The organism is Sphingobacterium sp. UBA3519, from assembly GCF_002377215.1.
Classification (GTDB): Bacteria; Bacteroidota; Bacteroidia; order Sphingobacteriales; family Sphingobacteriaceae; genus Sphingobacterium; species Sphingobacterium multivorum.
On sequence record NZ_DFPI01000035.1, the window covers coordinates 12593 to 33890 of the forward strand.

General features: G+C 39.1%; 19 protein-coding genes. 9 read left to right on the forward strand and 10 right to left on the reverse strand.

The features are described from left to right. Window positions 1-38 precede the first annotated feature (38 nt). From B3297_RS21950 to B3297_RS21970, 5 genes are all read left to right on the forward strand, one after another. A complete protein-coding gene (locus B3297_RS21950) occupies window positions 39-818 on the forward strand; it encodes a hypothetical protein (protein ID WP_115046279.1) in 780 nt (259 codons plus the stop codon). A gap of 64 nt (window positions 819-882) precedes the next feature. After that, window positions 883-2055: a Gfo/Idh/MocA family protein gene (locus tag B3297_RS21955; protein ID WP_070562808.1), complete on the forward strand. Its 1173-nt coding sequence runs from the start codon at window positions 883-885 to the stop codon at window positions 2053-2055. Beyond that, complete coding sequence (gene miaA, locus B3297_RS21960; RefSeq protein ID WP_115046277.1) at window positions 2052-2951, forward strand: tRNA (adenosine(37)-N6)-dimethylallyltransferase MiaA; 900 nt, start codon at window positions 2052-2054, stop codon at window positions 2949-2951. The genes B3297_RS21955 and miaA overlap by 4 nt, the downstream gene beginning before the upstream one ends. 69 nt (window positions 2952-3020) lie before the next feature. Next, the gene (locus B3297_RS21965; RefSeq protein WP_070562802.1) at window positions 3021-3866 is read left to right on the forward strand and encodes a GLPGLI family protein; all 846 of its coding nucleotides are present in this window, start codon (window positions 3021-3023) and stop codon (window positions 3864-3866) included. A gap of 3 nt (window positions 3867-3869) precedes the next feature. Continuing rightward, window positions 3870-6500, forward strand: coding sequence for a hypothetical protein (locus tag B3297_RS21970; protein WP_286779515.1), 2631 nt, complete (start codon window positions 3870-3872; stop codon window positions 6498-6500). Between the two features lie 80 nt (window positions 6501-6580). Here the strand turns inward: B3297_RS21970 and B3297_RS21975 are convergent, their stop codons facing one another. From B3297_RS21975 to B3297_RS21995, 5 genes are all read right to left on the reverse strand, one after another. Next, window positions 6581-8134, reverse strand: coding sequence for an Rne/Rng family ribonuclease (locus B3297_RS21975; protein ID WP_046673301.1), 1554 nt, complete (start codon window positions 8132-8134; stop codon window positions 6581-6583). Between the two features lie 304 nt (window positions 8135-8438). Continuing rightward, the gene (locus B3297_RS21980; protein WP_070562796.1) at window positions 8439-9275 is read right to left on the reverse strand and encodes a tetratricopeptide repeat protein; all 837 of its coding nucleotides are present in this window, start codon (window positions 9273-9275) and stop codon (window positions 8439-8441) included. A gap of 18 nt (window positions 9276-9293) precedes the next feature. Then, complete coding sequence (locus B3297_RS21985; protein ID WP_046673299.1) at window positions 9294-9578, reverse strand: HU family DNA-binding protein; 285 nt, start codon at window positions 9576-9578, stop codon at window positions 9294-9296. Between the two features lie 247 nt (window positions 9579-9825). Further along, window positions 9826-10872, reverse strand: a complete 1047-nt coding sequence (locus B3297_RS21990; RefSeq protein ID WP_070562793.1) for an 8-amino-7-oxononanoate synthase — start codon at window positions 10870-10872, stop codon at window positions 9826-9828. 23 nt (window positions 10873-10895) lie between these two features. Continuing rightward, complete coding sequence (locus B3297_RS21995; protein WP_070562790.1) at window positions 10896-11864, reverse strand: D-2-hydroxyacid dehydrogenase family protein; 969 nt, start codon at window positions 11862-11864, stop codon at window positions 10896-10898. 270 nt (window positions 11865-12134) lie between these two features. Here B3297_RS21995 and B3297_RS22000 point away from each other — a divergent pair, with 270 nt between their 5' ends. From B3297_RS22000 to B3297_RS22015, 4 genes are all read left to right on the forward strand, one after another. After that, window positions 12135-14282 carry a TonB-dependent receptor gene (locus tag B3297_RS22000; protein WP_070562787.1) on the forward strand — a complete coding sequence of 716 codons (2148 nt, stop codon included), beginning with the start codon at window positions 12135-12137 and terminating at the stop codon, window positions 14280-14282. A gap of 152 nt (window positions 14283-14434) precedes the next feature. Then, window positions 14435-15049, forward strand: a complete 615-nt coding sequence (locus B3297_RS22005; protein ID WP_070562784.1) for a tetratricopeptide repeat protein — start codon at window positions 14435-14437, stop codon at window positions 15047-15049. 6 nt (window positions 15050-15055) lie between these two features. After that, the gene (locus tag B3297_RS22010) at window positions 15056-16123 is read left to right on the forward strand and encodes a sensor histidine kinase (RefSeq protein WP_070562780.1); all 1068 of its coding nucleotides are present in this window, start codon (window positions 15056-15058) and stop codon (window positions 16121-16123) included. Window positions 16124-16245: 122 nt separating this feature from the next. Further along, window positions 16246-16995, forward strand: a complete 750-nt coding sequence (locus tag B3297_RS22015) for a LytR/AlgR family response regulator transcription factor (RefSeq protein WP_159333480.1) — start codon at window positions 16246-16248, stop codon at window positions 16993-16995. A gap of 129 nt (window positions 16996-17124) precedes the next feature. Here the strand turns inward: B3297_RS22015 and B3297_RS22020 are convergent, their stop codons facing one another. The 5 genes from B3297_RS22020 to B3297_RS22040 all read right to left on the reverse strand — a co-directional run bounded on the left by B3297_RS22020 (window position 17125) and on the right by B3297_RS22040 (window position 21292). Then, complete coding sequence (locus B3297_RS22020) at window positions 17125-17592, reverse strand: hypothetical protein (RefSeq protein WP_070562774.1); 468 nt, start codon at window positions 17590-17592, stop codon at window positions 17125-17127. A 7-nt stretch (window positions 17593-17599) separates the two neighbouring features. Beyond that, entirely contained in the window at window positions 17600-18076 is a 477-nt protein-coding gene (locus B3297_RS22025) for a hypothetical protein (RefSeq protein WP_070562771.1), read from the reverse strand. A 150-nt stretch (window positions 18077-18226) separates the two neighbouring features. Beyond that, entirely contained in the window at window positions 18227-19357 is a 1131-nt protein-coding gene (locus B3297_RS22030; RefSeq protein ID WP_159333481.1) for an SH3 domain-containing protein, read from the reverse strand. 191 nt (window positions 19358-19548) lie between these two features. Next, a complete protein-coding gene (locus tag B3297_RS22035) occupies window positions 19549-20331 on the reverse strand; it encodes a CPBP family intramembrane glutamic endopeptidase (RefSeq protein ID WP_070562851.1) in 783 nt (260 codons plus the stop codon). Between the two features lie 103 nt (window positions 20332-20434). Continuing rightward, window positions 20435-21292, reverse strand: coding sequence for a LytTR family DNA-binding domain-containing protein (locus B3297_RS22040; RefSeq protein WP_070562764.1), 858 nt, complete (start codon window positions 21290-21292; stop codon window positions 20435-20437). Window positions 21293-21298 lie beyond the last annotated feature (6 nt).

A 21298-nucleotide genomic window follows, 5' to 3' on the forward strand; every position in this document is an offset into this window, starting at 1 on the left:
TATTTCGTCAAAACTTCCATAAAAGTTACTTTTGTTTTATGGATCCTTCGTTTATAAATTTGTCGACACAGTTCAAGCTTAGGCTAGAGCAAGCTCTTGAAGTTTCATTAGCGCTTTGTCATGTTGATGGATTTATACAAATATCATCTCCGGAATTAACAATTAACATTTTACTATACCCTCACGAGAAATCCGTGAGACGTGATACTTCCGATCCTTGTATTCATATCGATGAAGACCAATTAATAACAAAGTTTGATTTGATCGTCAGGCGCATTGTTTCTAGAACAAAAAATGACAAACGCATTTACGCCCGTAATACTGTAGTTGCCCGGATCGACAAAGGAACGAGTTTACAGTTCCTCGTGGAACATCATTTACAAACCGCTCTTCCCGGCAAGTATCGTTATGGCCTTTATGAACAGGGAGAGCTTGTTGCGGTCGCGGTATTCTCTGGAGGGCGCCGAATGTTGGATAAAGATGAAGATTATCGCTCATTTGAACTATTACGCTTTTGTAATAAAACAGGTATTAATGTCATAGGGGGCCTTAGCAAATTAATTAAAGCCTTTTGTAGCGATTTCTCGCCAGGAGACATTATGACTTTCACCGACCGTGATTGGAGCCAACATTCTTCGCTCGAAAAAATTGGGTTTGTTGCGAAGGAAATAACTGCACCTATCAACTTTTGGATAGCAGAGACAAAAAGATATGTTTATCGCAATACAGAAGAGCTAAAGGTATTAATGGAACAATATCCGAATGGCTTTCCAAAGGAAAATATGGGCAGCATCAAGATGATTTTATATGTAAAATAAGCTAAATTGTGTATATTGTACACTGTAAGGGTTTGAAAAATAAATAATCAAAAATAATAACGTTATGAAGAGAAAACTTCGCATGGGTATGGTCGGAGGCGGAAACGATGCCTTTATTGGCGCTGTACACCGTATTGCTGCTTTTATGGATGGCAAGATTGAACTGGTTTGTGGTGCATTTAGTATTGATCCACAGATTTCAAAACAATCTGGAGAAGACTTATTTGTAGCTCCTGAGCGTGTCTATCTAAACTATGAAGAGATGATCGAAAAAGAATCTTTGCTTCCTGAAGGCGAGCGTATGGATTTTGTAACGATCGTAACCCCCAATTTTCTACACTTTGCTCCAGCTAAATTAGCGCTAGAAAAAGGTTTTGATGTTGTTGTTGAAAAACCAATGACAGTATCTGTTGAAGAAGCAAAAGAATTACAGGAAACAGTAGAGCGCACAGGCCGCACACTGTGTCTTACGCATACGTATTCCGGCTACCCGATGGTTAAACAAGCCAAAGCGATGGTCAAAGAAGGCCACTTCGGTAAGATCAGAAAGATTGTGGTTGAGTATCCACAGGGTTGGTTAAGCCGACTAACAGAACGCGAAGGTAATGCCGGGGCCGCTTGGCGTGCAGATCCGAAACGCTCAGGTAAATCGTTGGTTATGGGTGATATCGGTACCCATGCTGCGCATTTAGCGGAATATGTATCGGGGTTAAAAATCCAAGAACTATGTGCAGACCTCACAACATTTGTTGAAGGTCGTCTATTGGATGACGATGGCTCGGTGCTTTTGCGTTTCGAAAATGGTGCTAAAGGTGTATTAATGGCTTCGCAAATTTCAGCCGGAGAAGAAAATGCCGTTCGTATCCGTATCTACGGTGAAAAAGGTGGATTGGAATGGGCAAATGAGGATCCGAACAATTTAATCATCAAGATGCTTGATCAGCCTCGTCAGCTTTATCGCACAGGAAATGCTTACGCAGCGCCTTATACGTTGAGTTCTTTTGCAACACATAATACCCGCGTACCAGCAGGTCACCCAGAGGGCTTATTGGAATCATTTGCGAATATCTACCGTAATTTTGCGGCAACAGTTACGGCAAAACGTGAAGGACAAATTCCGACAGCTGAACAACAAGATTTTCCAACAGTTTACGATGGCGTAAGAGGCATGGCTTTTATCGATACTGTCGTAAAAAATAACGAAGGAACAGAAAAATGGACTAAATTTGTTCTGTGATAGACAGATTAAAATATACACTTTCTCTTTTGGAACAGCAAACCGTTCCGAAAGAGAAAGTTATCGTTATCTTAGGACCTACAGCTTCAGGAAAGACGAAACTAGCCGTTCAACTGGCGCAACGCATCGATGCTGAAATCATCAGTGGAGATTCCCGCCAAATCTATAAAAGAATGGACATCGGTACGGGAAAAGATCTATCGGAATATCAAGATATTCCCTATCATCTTATCGACACCCATGAACCGGGAGAACGCTATCATCTCGGAAACTTTATCGCTGACTTCCATCAAGCCCGACAATCCATTCTAGAAAGGGGAAAACATACTATCCTTTGTGGTGGTACAGGCTTATATATCCAAAGTGTAATCCAACAAAATCCATATGCGCTGATCCCATCTATCGAAGGCCTCAAGGAGTCATTACTTCCCCTCCCAGAGACAGAGTTGTTAAAACGCCTTCAGGAATATACACTACCCGCGAATTTCCAAATCGATCTTTCGACCAAAAAACGTATCATCCGCGCAATAGAAATATTAGCATTTTTAGATACTCACCCCGATCACATCGCTCAGCAACAAACGGTAGATAGCATCGTTATCGGATTAAATCCGTCAGTGGAAATCCGACGCGAACACATTAGCCAAAGATTAAAACAACGATTAAATGATGGCTTATTAGCAGAAGTGGCAAAACTCCTGACCGAAGGGATTACACACGATCAGCTTCAATACTATGGCCTGGAGTATAAATATGCGTCATTCCATCTCCTTGGACAGCTCGATTATCCGGCCTTTACCAAAAAATTGGAGACAGAAATACATCGCTATGCCAAAAGGCAAATGACTTACTTCCGAAAAATGGAAAAAGACGGTATAATTATCCATTGGGTTTAAAAAAAATAACAATTGTTCTCTATCATAAAAAAAATTTCATATTTTTAAAAGAACCTTATAACAATTGTGATGAGAACATTATCGCTTATTTTTGCACTGCTTGTCTGTGCCCTATTTTCATTGAAAGCACAAGAAAAAGTTATCGCCGAAGTTCATTATCAATTTAAACATAACAACGATACGACCAAAAATGCGGTACAGCTAACGGATGAAACAGTCACCTATCTCGGTAAAGAAAGTAGTCTCTATAGAACCTACTCAGATATTCTCGTCAAACAACAGTTAGATGCCAAAACTGCAGCTCAAGATTTTGACGGCAATTTAACGTTAAAAATGCCTGCCAGTCCCCCGGTTCTGGATGGATACATTATTTATCCTTCTTTAAAAAAGACCATTCATATAGCGGGAATATCGTCTCCGGCAGATGCTTATTCATGCGAAGCTCCCTACGAAAGCCAGGACTGGGAAATAACAGATAAAACTAAAACTATCGGTGGATACCTTTGTCAAAAGGCCACATGTCGATTTAAAGGAAGGGATTACACGGCTTGGTTTACGACAGAACTGCCATTTTCTTTTGGACCATGGAAGCTACATGGACTACCGGGGCTTATTCTTTCGGTACAAGATTCCAAAAACGACGTCAGCTGGGAATATGCCGGCTTTCAAAAACAACCTTCGGACCAATCACTTCGAATTGAGCCTTCAAAAAGTGTTATACCCGCAAAAAAAGAGGAAATTCAAAGACTAAAAACGGCATTTAAAGAGAATCCCAGCGCCTATTATGAAACACTTGGGGCAACTGGTCGCGCAAACCCTTTTCAGATCGATTATTCTAAAGTCCAAATCAGCTTCGATGTTCAAGGTCAAGCCCCTTCAACACAAACAAACAATCCTATCGAATTAGCGCCATAGTTTATGCCCAAAAATTTTGTGCTGTTTGTCTGTTTTTGGCTATGCGGCTATTTCTGTTATGGGCAACATCAGATCTCCGGGGTTTTATTAGATAACACGAGTAAGCAAGGTATTCGCGCAGCAAGCGTTAATCTAAAATCTAGTGATGGAAAAGTAATTTCCTTTAAAATAACGGATGCTCTTGGGCATTTTGAAATGATAACATCCAAGGATCTAACAAATGCCTACATAGAGATCAACCATATCGGGTACAAACGTTTCAGCCAAACACTTGGGAGCCAACTACGCAACCTTCAAATCATACTCGAACAAACCACTATTTTATTGGAGGAAGTCAAGATCAAAAGTGCGCCTAAAATAGCACGCAGCGGGGACACACTCACCTACAACGTGGCTGGATTTGCTGACTCCAATGATCGAACTATCGGCGATGTATTGAAGCGAATGCCTGGGCTGGAAGTCCTTGAAAATGGTGAAGTGAAATACCAGGGCAAATCCATTTCAAACTTTTATATCGATGGGGATGATTTGCTGGCTGAAAAATACGGTTTGGGGACAAAATCAATATCCCAAGATTTAGTTAAAGACATACAAGTCATATCTCATCATGAGCATATTAAATTGCTCAAAAATAAAAGGTATAGTGATGATGTTGCGCTAAACCTGGTAATAAAAGAAGAAGCTAAACTAAAGCCGTCCGGTAGCATAATGCTCGGATTGGGAACTCCCAAACATTTCGATGGAGATCTAAACACGATGATGTTTAACAAAAAAGTGAAATTTCTCAATGCCCTGAAAGCAAATAACATCGGTCAGGATCTTGCTATTTACATGGAAGAAACGAGATCACAGGCAAAAATTGACAATCTACTTTCTTTAGGAACAATCGGCAGCCCTCCTTTAGAGAAAAGAGATTACCTCCAGAATAAGACCGGCCTTTTCGATTTCAATTTTTCAAAACCGATTAAAAAAGACTGGTCGCTACGTACGAATATCCAGGGATTATATGACAGAAACAACATTCATTATGAAGGGAAAAACACCTATTATACTGAAAAGGGGGATATTTCATTCCATGAGATTCAGATTGCACAAATTAACACTAAGGCCGCGACCGGGCAAGTGACAGTTGAGCGCAATACCGATCATTTTTACTTTAAAAATTCCTTAACAATGGGGCTAAATAGTGAGGATTCCGAATCGAGTATCTCATCAGATACAATACCGATCGACAACAATATTCATCATAGGTCCAAAACGATCAACAATCAACTGATTTATATGCCGGAGCTTAAAAATGGAAATATTATCCAACTTCAATGGTCTAGTAAATATTATACAAAGCCCCAGAGACTACGCAGTTCTACCGAAGTATTCAATGACCTGTTTTATCCAGTCATATTTGATAAGATAATCCAACATGTAAATGTACCGACCTTCAATACTGTCGCTTCGCTGGGATATCGCCTCCCCAGCGGTAAAATAAACCAATACTACGGTATAAAGCTCGAATTAGAAAATCAACGCCTTGAATCTAACATCGAACTCCTACAGGGAGAAAAAATTTTCAATCCGTTGCTAGATTCAACAATAAATAGAATGAATTGGTTACGCACATCCAGTGAATTCAATGCACATTATGCTTGGAATAAAGAGCGTTTTAAATCAAATTTATCCTTGCCTGTCGCCTTTATCCATACCCGTTTTGAAGACAAAAATTATCAGCTCAATAATTGGAAAAATCTCATCCAATTTACACCCAGCTTTAGCGCTCGATACCATATTGGCTATGATGATGAACTTGCATTTTCCTATAAAAATAGCAACAACTTGGGAAATATAGATGCTGTTTATCGCGGTTTGATTATCCAAAATTACCGAACTAGATCTTATAATAGCTCAGCCAATCCAGTGAGCAGAAATAATGATTTTTTCTTGAACTATAAATTGGGACAATCGGTTAAATTACTGTTTTTTCATTTTGGACTAGGTTATGAAATTCACTCAACAAACAATATGATAGCCACTACAGTTACAGACTCATTGACGGCGACACAACTGATTGCAAAAGAAAATTCTATGCACAGCTATACAGCTACCATCGGTCTTGATAAATATATATTCAAGCTAGGGGCCCTATTCAAACTGAAATTCAATTGGAGACGATCAAACTACAATCAGTTATTTAACAAGGAAATATTACCCATTGCCATTACTTCTTATGAACTACAACCTGCTTTCAACAAGAAATTTTTCAGAAGGATAGCACTAGATTATAATAGCTCCATTAATCTATCATTTTCCTCCCAGGGCAATGCATCGTCAGATCGTCGTATTCTTTTTATTACGCAATCGATGAACTTCCCCATCAATATCACAAAATCAGTATTACTTAAATGGAATCTTCAGCACCTTTTTAACAAACAGCCTGATTATAAGAATACAAATTATTTATTCTGCAACGTCATAACAAGATATAGTCGATGGGGAATGGATTTTGAACTGGATATACGCAACCTAGCCAATATAAAAAGTTTTGAAACAAACTCCATAACAGCCAATGTACAGTCGCAGAATCGTTATGAACTGCGGGGACGAATGGCTCTCCTTAGGGGAATTTACCATATCAAATAGGTTTCTTATAGGAATTTAAATGCTATAAAAACAAAAAAGGGTTAGTATCACTACTAACCCTTTTCGTTAATCTCTTTCTATTATAACTTAATTTCTTCATCCTTCGCATTGAAGAAATGGAATTCAGTTAGATAATATGACGTCATTGGATTTACTTTAATCCATTTTCCGTACTTCATGAACCATTTCATTCTTTTAGAAATCAAACCAGACTTAATGTAGGCGTCTATATAAGGGTGAACACATAAGGTCACCTTCTTTTCGTTCTGTTCTTGAAGAATAAAGCTCAAATTATTTTCTATATCATCCATAAGGACAATACTTGATCGGATTTCACCTGTACCATCACAAGCCGGACATTTTTCGTTTGTGACAATATTCATTTCAGGTCTAACGCGCTGACGTGTAATTTGAACCAATCCAAATTTACTTGGAGGCAAAATCGTATGTCTCGCTCTATCCGCTACCATACATTCTTTTAAGAACGTATACAACTCTTTTCGATGATTGGGTTTATGCATATCGATAAAATCGATGACTACAATTCCGCCCATATCACGCAAACGCAGCTGTCGCGCAATTTCTTTTGCTGCTTCCATATTGACCAGCAATGCATTGTCTTCCTGATTCTCCTTATTCGCAGAACGGTTACCACTGTTGACATCAATGACATGCAGGGCTTCGGTATGCTCAATAACGAGATACGCACCACCAGGCAATGTTACCGTTTTGCCAAAAGCTGCCTTGATTTGCTTTTCAACTCCGAAATGATCAAAAATTGGCTCTTTATGTTTATAAAGTTTGACAATTTTCTCCAAATCTGGAGATATATCGTGTATATATGATTTTGTTTCTTCGAAGATCGAAGGATCATTAACATAAATATGTGAAAACTCGTCTGTCAAAATATCCCGTAGAATAGTGGATGCACGATCCATTTCGCCAAGAACCTTTTGAGGCGGTTCAGCATTACGAAGACGTTTGGTAAATAGTTCCCATTTTGAGATCAGGTCCAATAAGTCACGTTGTAGTTCTTCAACACCCTTACCTTCGGAAACTGTACGAATGATAACACCAAAATTAGCTGGCTTAATCCCTTCGACAATCTTTTTTAGGCGGTTGCGTTCATTACTACCTTTGATACGCTTGGAAATGGAAACAGTACTTGAGAAAGGTACCAAAACGACAAAACGACCTGCTATTGAAAGGTCTGAACTCAGACGCGGTCCTTTTGTTGAAATGGGTTCTTTGGCGATTTGTACTGGCACGAGCATATTTTTGCTCAAGACATCAGAGATCTTACCAGCTTTATCGATATCCTTTTCAAGTTTTAAACTATTGAGCAGTTTCTCTTGATAACTGCCATTCTTCACTATACGCGTAAGCTTTAGCAAAGATTGAACTTGAGGACCCAAATCTAAATAATGTAGAAAAGCATCCTTTTCGTAGCCTACATCTACGAAAGCTGCATTAAGCCCAGGCATAATTCGCTTGATACGTCCGAGATAGATATCTCCAACAGCGAAGTTATTATTTGCGGGCTCGCGGTTAAGTTCAACAAGCTGCTTATCTTGTAGTAAAGCAATAGTTACCCCTTTATCAGGAGTTGAATCGATAATTAATTCCTTTACCAAAAGCTACTCATTTTTGATACCTATGCAATATCCTATCGCAATCTTGGGTATCCGATTAAACATTTAAAGAACGTTGTTACGAAAAAAACAATCTACATCCCCTTCACAGACATGTAGATCGTTTCGTAAAGCTATCTCAGCAAAATGGGCCAAGATGTTTAAAAGCTTATCACAAGACTATTTTTTCTTGTGTCTATTTTTTCTTAAACGTTTTTTACGTTTGTGAGTAGCCATCTTGTGTCTTTTTCTTTTTTTTCCGCTTGGCATAGCTAAATTTTTTAATGATTATAAAATAATAAATTAATTACTTGCTCAATTCAGCAATCTTTCGATCGATGAATTGTGATAGGGAAGGATCGGCTGCAAGTTCCTTACTTTTTTGAAAAGCTGTAACGGCTTCCTTTTTCATCCCAATATTTTCATAGCCTGTGGCTAAGTAAAAGTATGACTCAGCATCGGGTTTTTGATCGATAACGGTCTTAAAACGCTCGATGGCTTTGTCAAACTGACGGGACTGTAATGAAAACAATCCCAAAGTTTTGTTTGCTTCTAAGTTTTTAGGATCGGCAGCAACGACTTCTCGCAATAAGGCAATACCCGCCATAGGATTGTTCGTTCCCGATACCATTGCGGCACCCAATCCTGTTTTTGCATCCAAACTACTTGTATTCGCTTTTAACGCAGCCTCATATGCATGAATAGCATTTTGATTCAACGCTTGAGCTAAAGTAGAATCCTGCAAATTTGTATAAGCGGCACGATAAGCATTACCTGCTTTCAACCAATACTCAAACTTCGGTGAAACCTTCGCCATTTCCTCATAGATGAAAGCCTGAGGGGCTGGTTTTGCGACATCATCCCACTTATTTGCCAACTGTTGCAACAGCTTTATCTTATCCTCTCCAGAAGCTTTTGCAACTTGGCCCTCAATATCGGAAATTTCTTTGACTAAACTAGCATCTAAACCTTGTTTTGTCATCGAAGATATATTTTCCAAATTTACTTCATTGGACGGCTTCGACTCAGATGCTGCAGCAGTTTGTTTTTCTTTGTTCACCAAACCTTTAATAGGCTGCGCTAAAAGCACAGCAACCAAGGCTACTACTGATCCTATGACTATTATCTGTTTGGTTTTTGCCATTTTAATCTATTTTAAAGATTATTTATTGCCATTCTTTACTTTCTCTACGAAAATTTTTGCTGGCTTGAAACTAGGAACAAAGTGTTCAGGGATAATGATTGCTGTATTTTTTGAAATGTTTCTTGCAGTCTTCTCAGCTCTTTTTTTGACTACGAAGCTACCAAAACCTCTTACATATACATTTTCTCCTCCGATCATTGCGTTTTTGACAACTTTAAAGAACGCCTCTACGGTTTCTTGAACATCTACCTTCTCTAAGCCAGTTTTGGTAGAGATTTCTGCAATAATTTCTGCTTTAGTCATATCTATTTTACTGTAATTATTTATTTTTCAACCCTTAAGCCAACTAATGTTTGGGGATGCAAAAGTATTGTTTTAAAATGAGTAATGGAAATTATTTAAATACTTTTTTGATAAATAAGCTTCCAAAAGCCAAACATTTACAATCAATTAACGAGACACTATGTTCGACCAACCCTTAAATAAACCTCAAAAATAAAAACAATTATCTAATTTACAAGATGTTGACTTATTAGTTGTCATATAAAAATCAATATATGCCAATTGCATGACTTAGTTGATTCAAATCCGCCTTGGTATGGTGTGCATTTACCACAATCCGATTTAATAGGGGATCTGTGGCAAGGGGATAAGGGAAACTTGACACAAGTACTCCGGCATTCATCAGCCTCGCATAAAGGCCCGTATCCGTTGATGAAAACACCGGAAAATTAGCAACAGCGTTTAATTCAGACCCCATATGTGCTTTGAAGGAATTAATATTATACTGCAACTTTTCGAATTGCCGTAAATAGATCTGCTCTCCATGGATAAATGCATATAAGCTCGCTGGCGAACTTGGAGAAGCCCCTGTATAAAAGTTTGATCGCTTGAAATACTTAATTCGTTCCTCATCGGCCAAAATCAATCCAGCATCTGTTGCCAGGCCTTTCGCCAAGGATGCGACGACAATCAGCTCAATATTAACCTGTTGAAAACTACTCTTATCTAATGAAATGCCATTCTTGCGCAAAACTCCTATTCCGTGAGAATCATCCAAGAGCAGTATAATTTTTTTGCCCGGATCAATACGATTGAAAACAGTGAAATCGTATAATTCCGGGCGCATATTGTCCAAGCTGTTACTAACGATGATAAATGATTTTTGGGCTGAATGATTGATATACTCGATCGTTGCATTGGCCCAGTCAACAAAATGTCCAGTTGCTGCAGGCTTTTTATCTAACCATAAAGAAGGGTGACATGCGGGTGCGTACAATACTTCGCCTTCAGCCGCCAAGGTTCTTACAAGAAATTGCGTCGCCAGATATCCACTTGAGAGCAACAGACTTGCTTCAAAACCAAAACGCATTGCAGCATATTCTTCCGCTTGATCAAATATGGCCTGTTGCACATTATTATTTCGTGAAGTGCCATTGTTAATACCATATCGCTGTATACCTTCTATGAAAATAGCAGCATATGCTTGATCTGTTGCCAGCCCTAGATAGGAAGTTCCACCGAAAAAAAGATATTCCTTACCGCCGACCACAATAACTCGACCTGTTGGTTGTTCTAAATGTGTAAAATTATTCATCTATATATAGCCGATTCATTTAATTAGCGGGTCAAGACTTCGGGGTTAGCGATATGCTGTGGATTACACTCGGAAAAGGCTACAATATTCTCAAAAGCAAGTCTAAATAATCGTTCATAACCATTCTTCTCCACATAGCCAATATGTGGCGTACAGAGCACATTTGGTAGCTGCAATAAAGGATAGTTAGGATCAAAGACTGGCTCGGACTCATAGACATCTACCGCAGCCATTCCCGGAACACCTGTTTCGAGCGCGGTCAATAGTGCACCCTCTTCAACCAACTCAGCACGGGAAGTATTGACAAAAAGTGCAGTCGGCTTCATAGACCGGAGATCTTCGAGCTTTACGATACCTCGCGTCGCAGGCACTAACCGAAGGTGTAAAGTAACAACATCTGAAAAATGAAAAAAATCGGATTTACTTGTTGCAGCTAAAAAACCGTCTTTTACAGCTTCTTCTCGGGAATTTTCGCTTCCCCAAACAATTACTTGGGCACCAAAAGCCTTTGCATATTGCGCTATTCGCTTCCCTATTTTTCCATAACTCCATATCCCTATTGTTTTTCCGGAGACACATTCTCCTATGTTCGTTTGCCATAGGCCTTTGTCCATATCTGAAAGAGCCTTAGGTAAACCTCGGAGTGCATTCATGATCAAAAGCCAGGTCAATTCAGCTGGAGCGACAGGAGAACCCATACTTTCAGCAACAGCCACATGAAAGCTGCTACAAACAGCCAAATCCAAATGATTTGAAATTTTGCCCGTTTGGCTGATCAACTTTAGTTTGGGAAGCTGGGACAACAGATCTTCTGTAATCTGGGTCCGTTCTCTGATGAGCACTAGCGCTTCCGTATCGCTTAATTTTTCCGCCAGTAAAGCCGGATCTGCATAGGACTGTTTCAATATTTGGACATCGTGACCATCAAGAATTTTGAAACAGTCCAACTGTCGGACAGCATCTTGATAGTCATCTAAAATGGTTATTCGCATTTTTTTGACTTAATTTTAAACTCTCATTTTCAATATCCAACGAAAGTAAAAGGCTTTTATATCCCTATAACTTCATCGCATATAAAAGCAATATAGTACGTTCCCATCTTTCCATTGCGGAACTTATTTAGGAAGGAAATTTTGCTTTTCGATATCAATTTACAGCATAAAGTTGGAATCCTGCAATTCGTCATGATATTTTGACATTCCATCCACTCTTTTTCGCAGAAGCACTTACAGCCGCTGATATTTGAATAAAAATAAAGAAAAATGAAGCTGTTATTAACCTTACTATTTTTAAGTATTACCATCGTATCGGCACAGTCTATCTTAAAAGGGAAAGTACTGGGCAAAAACGGCAAACCGATATATTTAGCCAATGTTTTTATTGAAGGCACCTATGATGGCGGCACGACTGATTCGCTTGGAAACTTTATGTTTGAAACTAGTGAACAAGGTACTAAAATGCTGAAAGCGTCTGTTGTGGGCCTCCCAACATATAGTAAGTCTATCCAGCTTCCTCAGAAAGAATTGCTTATTATTCAAATGCAAGAAAGTGAGAATCGCCTACAGGAAGTCACGATTCAGGCAGGGGTGCTACAAGCCAATAGCTCCGGAAAAAACACGGTAATGAGTCCATTGGATATTGTCACTACGGCAGGCAGCATGGGAAACATCATCAGCGCATTAGCAACATTGCCCGGTGCACAGGTTGGGGGAGAAAATGGACGTCTTATGGTTCACGGTGGAGATGCCTCCGAAACACAGACCTACATCAATGGAATCAGAGTAGCCCAACCTTACACCGCAACACCAAATGAAGTTCCTGTAAGGGGTCGATTTTCACCCATGCTCTTTAAAGGCGTAAATTTCTCTACAGGTGGTTATTCGGCAGAATTTGGTAATGCGCTATCCAGCATTCTAGCCCTAAACACCGAAAATACCATAGAACAACGCAAAACAGAGTTTTCACTATCTTCCGTTGGACTAGGTTTGGGACATACCTTACAATGGGGCAAAAACTCCCTCACCTTCAACAGCAGTTATACCAACTTAAAACCTTATTCCAAAATTATTACGCCAGATATCAAATGGACAAAACCCTATGAAAACGCCTCCGGAGAAATGATCTATCGCCATCAGTTTAAAGAAGGCTTTCTAAATATCTATGGGGCATACAATTTCGAAAATATGGGACTTTACCAAGCAGACATCAATTATGAGCAACCTGTCCCATTGAAAAAGAAATCCAACAATGCCTACGCCAACATTAGTTACAGTCAGAATCTGGGAAACCGATGGACTTTCCAGTCCGGCATTGGCCTAGGCTACCTGACCGATAAGCTGCACTACGATGACGTTTACCTACCTAATGAAGAAAAAAGTCTTCACTTAAAAGGAATGCTAAGTAAGGTCTGGAACAATAAGATTAAAAGTATTGGCGGAATAGAATATTTCGACACCAATTATCAAGAAGAATATCACCGACAAACCATTGGTTATCACTACGGGTATCATAGCAAGATGACCGCCGTATTTACGGAAACGACCTTCGGCATCCTCCCGAACTTAATCGGGAAAATCGGCTTACGAGAAACCTCCTCCAATTTGCAGTCGAAGAACACTTTAGAACCAAGAGCTTCGCTGGGCTACGCATTAGATAAATATACGCAGCTCTCACTTGCCTATGGGAACTTCCATCAGCAGGCACCAACACCTCTATTAAAATATGCCCCTCAGCTTGGCTGGATGGAAGCCAATCACTATATCGCAAATTATTTCTATGCCCGTGGAGGGCACTTACTTCGCTTAGAAGCTTATCATAAAGAATACAACAATTTGGTAAAATACAACAGTGCGACGCCAAATTACGACACCCAATATGACAATAACGGAAGCGGTAAGGTCAAAGGCTTTGACCTATTTTACAAAAACAACAGCAGCATCAAAAACCTCCAATACTGGATTTCATATTCTTATACGGACAGTAAGCGAAATGACGCGAATTATCCGACAACAGTTACTCCCCCTTATGTCTACAAACACAGTTTCTATATCGTTGGAAAATACTGGCTACCCAGTCTACGTTCACAGCTCAGTGTGACAAATTCGTTTGTATCCGGCAGAAATTACAATGATCCCAATCAAACAGTATTTATGAATAGCCATACAAAAGGTTACAACAATCTTTCTATGAGTTGGTCGTTCCTTTATAGCCAGCAAAAAATTATCCATTTCTCCGTCAGTAATGTTCTTGGCGCTAGCCCAATCTATGGCTATCAATATGCAGACCGACCAAATTCACAAGGAATCTATGACCGTAGACCGATTGTCCCTACCGCCAAGCGCTTTGTGTTTCTAGGCTATTTCTGGACAATCAGTAAAAATGAAAAAGACAATCAATTGGACAATCTATAATAAGCATCAACTCATCATCGAAATACGTCGGTCCATCCAAAATTATTTCTGTTTGCAGCGAAGGATTGCCAACTTCAATAACAATCAATAACATATACATCAAACACAACAGCAATAACTTAGAAAAATATTTAAACTAAAAACGAAAGATCATGAAATCATTTATTATCGTCCTCATCTGCCTTATAAGCGGCAGCGCGTTTGCACAAGGCAATTTTGAAAAAAGTATGGGACAAGCCATGAGTCTATGGCAATCGGGAGAGACACAAAAAGCGGCCGCTCTTTTAGAACGTATTGCACAGGCAGAAAAGGACAATTGGATTCCTGCCTATTATCAGGCCATGGTACTGACAACAGCATCCTTTAGGGAGAAAAATAAAGAGACACAGGCAAAATATATAAAGTCTGCAGAAGAAATACTAAACAATAGCGCCCAGGACAACAATTCAGAATGGCTTGTACTGAAAGCGATGAACCAAACAGCATTGATGATCACAGATCCCATGACAAAAGCCAAAGAGCTTTCGCCTAAGATTATAGCTCTATATAAAAAAGCCATCTCCCTTGCGCCAAACAACCCCCGGGCTGTATTGGGACTAGCGGAATTCCAAATAAACGCAAAAAAATATTTTAACCAGGATACCAACAAAGAATGTGAGGATGTAAAGAAAGCACTATCTTTATTCGGTGAAGAGAAGATTACTACGCCATTTGCACCTTCATGGGGCAAAGATCGGGCAGAACAACTCGTAAAGGAATGCAAATAACACGTTGTGAAAAAAGCACCATTTAAAGCGATTATACAAGCACTACTCGCAAGCCTGGTCGTGACCATCTATTTTGTGGTTGTGGCCAAGCTTGACCATAATGATGTCCCTTGGGTATCCATCATCTTTCACCCTAATATGGTCCGAGGTTTACTATATGGATTTTTTCTCTTTCTGGGTCACAGCTATCTATCGAAATGGGTCGGAAAAAAGTACCCGAACAGTAAAGATTTTGGGAAGAAGATGATTGTTTTTTATAGTATCAGTTTTTTCTTGACCGTACTGGTCGTTTTTATTGTCAATGCTTTTTTCTCCGGACTTTTTAACCCGGGTGTTCCCAAAAATTTCGCTCAGCGTTTCCACCAATTTATTCATCAACAACGTGTTGCATATTATTTTCAAACCGCGATGATATCTTGGTGCATTTCAATGATTTTTTTTGGTTTCTATTTCTATAAAAGATTCAAAGATTACCAAATCAAAGAATCTCATCAGGAAAAACAACAAATAGCAGCACAATTTGAGTCGCTCAAGAATCAACTCGACCCACATTTTTTGTTCAACAGCCTGAATGTATTGAATGGATTAATTGAGGAAAGCCCTAAAAAAGCCAGCATGTTTACGACAGACCTTTCTAAGATATATCGCTATGTATTGGAACAAAGGGACAAAAGCCTCGTTTCTTTACAGGAAGAGCTTACTTTTTCAAAGGCTTATTTAAACCTCTTGAGTCTGCGCTTCGAAACCGGTATACAGATCGATCTACAGATCAATGCGGAACAGCATACTGGTTTTATATTACCGCTTTCCCTTCAATTACTGATCGAAAATGCAATCAAACACAATATTATTTCGATCAGGAAGCCGCTTTTATTGAAGATTTATAGAAAAAATAATTACCTCTATGTTGAAAACAATCTTCAAAAAAAGAAAGTGCTCCATGATCATTCGGGAATCGGTTTGAAAAATATTCAGGAACGTTATGCTATACTGTCCAATCTACCTGTGTATATTCAAGAAAGTGATCTATTATTTTCTGTCGGACTGCCTATTATCCATGAAATAGTCTTTTAAAAGTAACCTGCTCTTAATAAACATGCGGGAGCTAAGCACAGCAAAAACAATAGCATGGGCACAACGATTCAACAAATTAAGCAATACAACGGTCTGATGATCGATAACCACGTAAAAAAGTAATGAAAATAGTAATTATAGAAGACGAACTTCCATCGGCGAGATTACTTCGAAGAAAACTTGAGGAACTCGGTTACACCGTATCTGCTGTACTGCAAACTGTGGAAGAATCCATTGAGTGGTTTATGTCAAACAGTGACCCAGACCTCCTTTTTTTGGATATTCAGCTCGCGGATGGGATTTCATTTGACATTCTGGAGCAGGTGAAACCCAGTTCGGCCATTATTTTTACCACCGCATACGATGAATATATGTTGCGTGCTTTTAAACAAAATAGCATCGATTACCTGCTGAAGCCAATTGAAGATGAAGAATTGGAAAATGCAATTGAAAAATTCCGCCAATTTAGACGCCCCAATCCCCAGTTTGATCTGGCATCGCTTCAAGCGTTGTTTAGAAACCCTGCCCCAACATTTAAGGAACGCTTTACAATCAAAATCGGCCAAAGTCTAAAAGTTGTGACAAGCCAGCAAGTTGAATGCATTTACAGCGAAAACAAAGGCACTTACCTTTATACCAACGAAAATGGAAACTATCTTTTGGATCAGACATTGGACGCACTAACACCGCAACTGTCACCCAAAGCATTTTTTAGGATCAATCGAAGCACGATTATTCAATTTGATGCCATCAAAAATATTGCTGTACATTCCAATGCCCGGCTAAAAATATACCTCAAGCATTATGAATCCGAAGAGCTCATTGTCTCCCGGGAGAAAGTCTCAGCCTTCAAAGACTGGCTGGACAACTAATTCAGGAAAAACCAAAAGACTTCTTCCGAGCAGGAGTTAACGCGGGCATACTGATACCGTAGCGACGACATAATCATGCGGTAAGCAAATATCCCAGAGAAAATATACAAGCTGATTGAAGAATCTGAGCTACATATTGATCCGATAATTTAGCGGAATACTAAATCGAAGAGACACCGCAAAACCCTTTATCGGATTATAATCTTTTTTTTCATTGATGGATAATCCATAACCAAAATCAAGATCCACCAATGTAGCCAAGCTCACTCCAACTTTGGGGGTAATGGTATATGGAGTAAGTTCTGTACGAACAAAAGGAGTCAAGACATATGTTTGGGGATAATACGTTATTCCGGCCTCAGGGATTACGGCAAACTTTTTTTGTGTCCATGTAAAGTTAGCTGTAGCATCTGCTCGCAGTATATGATCTCCACTAAAAGGAAATGCGAAATAAGCGCCGGTTTTTAATATACTGCCTTTTTGGAACTGATAACTCAGTGAAGGACCGATTAAATAATCTTGCGCTTTTAGGTTGCTAACCAGCGCTAACAACACAACAAGTGACCCCAGGAGTTTATAAATCGTCTTACTGCGCATTTTTCAATTAATAAATATGAAAATTGAGCGGAATATTTACCCCTACTGAAACGGTAATTCCGTCAATCGGCTTAAAATTTTTCTTCGTATTGTAATCAAATCCATAACCTATTCCCAGATCCACAATGGAGAATAGACTGGCCCCCACTTTTGGCGTTATAGTGTAAGGTGTTAACTCTGCTTTCACAAAAGGGAAAAGAACAAAATCATTTAGATAGTAAGTAAATCCCAGCTCTGGAATAACCGTCGTTTTACCTTCCATCCAGCTGAAATTAGCTCCGGCATCAATTTTCATATATTGAAAATCATTCGGGGCAAATAATCCCCAGCCCGAAACTTTCAGAAAATTACCACTTTGATACTGATACCCTACTGAAGGACCCCAGATCCATTTATTATGTTGTTTCCAGGGCTTATCTTGTGCTTTAGACAACGTAGTAAAGAGAAAAAGGATAGTAAATAACGATAACATTCTTAGTTTCATCCAGCTAAATTACAAACTATAATCTATTTTATGGAATACAACAGGTGCATGCCAGAATAGTTTTACTTAAAACAGAAAAATAGTAAATATATACGCCTACAGCAAATGAATAAAAGTACAGTTTATGCCGGTCTTTAATTATATAGATCTTTAATAAGGTAATATCCTTATTCGGATAAACTGTGATCGTTCGTTCAACGATCCTTCATCGCCCCAATAGCCATCAATATGGTTGGCAGCAGTATATATGCATCCATCTTTGCCCCAAAACATCAATTCCTCTTTCCAAGTTGGCATCCACTCTTTAAAACTAACAAAAAGCATCGGCGTCACCTTTCCTTGTTTCACGTGGAAGAGCTGCAAGTCACCCGTCGATTCATAGGGATCAGCGTGTAAAGTCATCAGATAATTTTTATCGGCAGAAAAGAAGGGATAATCTCCACATTCCACAATAAGATGACCGTCTTGTTTATCAAAAAGCCGCACATCAGCACTTTCCCAGTAATTCCCATCAACAGCAAAAGCATTTAGAAAATCATAATGTCCTTTATACGAATAACTGGCTTCCAATTCATTATCGATATCCTTATCTGTAAAAATTAACTTTTTTCCATTGGTCAAAGGCAATTCTAGGGTTTTTCCGTTTTTAGGATAAGACAGGGTATCCTTGATCAAGTAATTTTTAGCCGTATTCTGAGCGGCTAGGAACGTTTGCTTATCAATCAACTCTAACTGGAGATACTTATCTAAAGAATGCCCCTTTTCATAATACGTTTCTTTACCATTTATCGTAAGTGAGACGATTGAATTTAAATCCCTGGGGGAAATTGTAATCTGATCCTGTTTCCCCAGCTTGGACTTCGCTACATACACCTTTTCCCATCGTGTAATATCACCTGTTTCGCCATTTCTCCCTTTGTAATCGCGCTGTATACGGTCCATGACAGCAACCCATTCTCCTTCTTCACCGATCACATCGAGCTTGGTGCCATAGGGATATTTTCCTAATAGCGGAGCCGCTCCATCTGCACCTTGTCTAAGTTCGACTCCAGCACGATCAACAACATAGGTGTTTTTTAAAACCTTTGTCCTGTCATAGTCAATCGGCAAAGGAGGAAATTTAGCAGCATCCATCGTATCCTTCACGGCAATGGTTTTAAGTTCAGAAGAATCCTTTAAATCTGTATTATTAACCCTCGTATTGTGACCACAGCTCAAAATTCCCATGAATAATGTCGCTCCAAGGAATAAAGATAGGGGTGAAAATAGTTGTCTATTCATAAAGGTCAAGGTAGCGATTCCCATGCCAAAAAAAAAATACTGGTTTTCAGGGGTTCTCCGAGAGCAAATACGATTATCCAAAGGTTCACAGTTTTAGCGAAGTAAAATCTAAAGCTCATTCCAAATTTGGACTAGATCCTTTGAATAGGATATCTATAGCCACAAAGGCTCGTTAAAACCCCGCGGAATTTTTAATCTTTTAGCCATAAATTTTTCCCTTTAATTTGTAAACCGGCCTCTGACTTCCGTACATGAACAATTGTACTAATGATAGCGATAAAGATGGTCAAGAAGCGGAAAAAATTGCTCCATCCATTTCCTGCAGCATTGTCTGCAACATCAAAGATCATCCATGCCGAATTCATCAAAACATGAAGTGCTATCGGTATCCAAAGATTAAAACTCCATTCGGCATACAACCACGAAAATAGGATAGAGCCGAAGAAAGTCGTACAAAAAATCAGGGCCAATTCTCCCAAATCCTGACTCTGATAAAGATGCAGTATAGCAAAAAGGAATGAGGTGGCTAAAATGGATGGAATAAAACCTAGTCGGGTATAGCGATAAACTAAACCAAAAAAATAGGCCCGAAAAATCACTTCTTCAAAAAAACCCGATGACACACTATTTATTAATAGCGTGTTCGGATCTATTTTGCGGTTGAAGGTAAAAACAAGGGCATAGCCCAAGAACATGGGTAAGGTGGCTATTATTCCAAAAGATAGCCCCTGTAAAAAAGAGCCCTTTAAACCAAATTTTTCCAAGAACTCATTCGGCACTTTAGGTTTAAGCAGCGTTGCCCCCAAAAGCAGTGGTCCAAGGCTAATTGAATACGTCAGCACATGCCCCAAAAATCTACTGTGGACATAATTGCTCATCGTGGGTTGAAGCCTAGCAAAAAACAAATTATCAAGGATAAAGTATATTCCGAAGAACAGGAATAATACCAGCAGGTTTAAACTTTTTGTGCTCATCTTTTTTTTGAGCAAAATTATGCCCCTCATGATGAGTAAACAAAGTTATGTGGCGTATGGCAAGACTTAGGGCTGACTGACAACAGCGAGGCGATCTTCTGCCCTATAAATACGGTCTAACTGATTCCATAGCAGACCTTGAAATAACAGCACAATCTTCAGTATCTGCAAAACGTAACAAGAAACCTTGGGCATTCCCTTCCTTTGCAATTATTTTTTCAAAGTTAACAAGAAACGACCGATGACATCGGTGAATAGACATTGTATTCAAGAGTTCAGACAATCGGCTCAACGTAATTCGTACCATCTGCTTCTTTACCGTACCATCCTTCCTAAAATAGATCATGCAATAATTATCCATTGATTTTGCAAAAATAAAATCGCTTGGCAGTAACTTTAACGATTGATTACCATTGGGGATATCGACCAGCCCCAAATGACAGTCATTCATTTGGCTCAATATGATCGCTGGCTTTATCGATAAACGTTCAATCGACGAATTATTCTTTTCATAATACGAATGACGCTTATCAACTCGAAGCAAAAAATAAATCGTAGCAATTGGGCTGTAAAGTGAAAGTGTGTAAAATCCAATATAGGGGAGGTTATTCCACTGTAATGGGGCCTGATTGATGAACCAGCCATGATAGACGAAATTTAAAAAAACTGATAATAGGAGCACAAGAAAAATACGAAATAGTTCTATCGCAATTGTTCCTCTTTTTTTACGTAAGAGGACAGAAATTAAGGCATATGCAACGAATAATATGACCCCATATCCGGATAACAAGCTAAATTTATAGGCATGCTCAAAATTATACGTTCCAAATGGCTGAAAAACCAGTAGGAATACATAAGCGGATAAGCCGAGTAAAGAGGCATAGGTGAGCAGCTCTCTTATGGAGACAATTTTGGGAATTACGCTATTTAAATAATTTAGAACAGGCTTTTTATACATCATGATCGG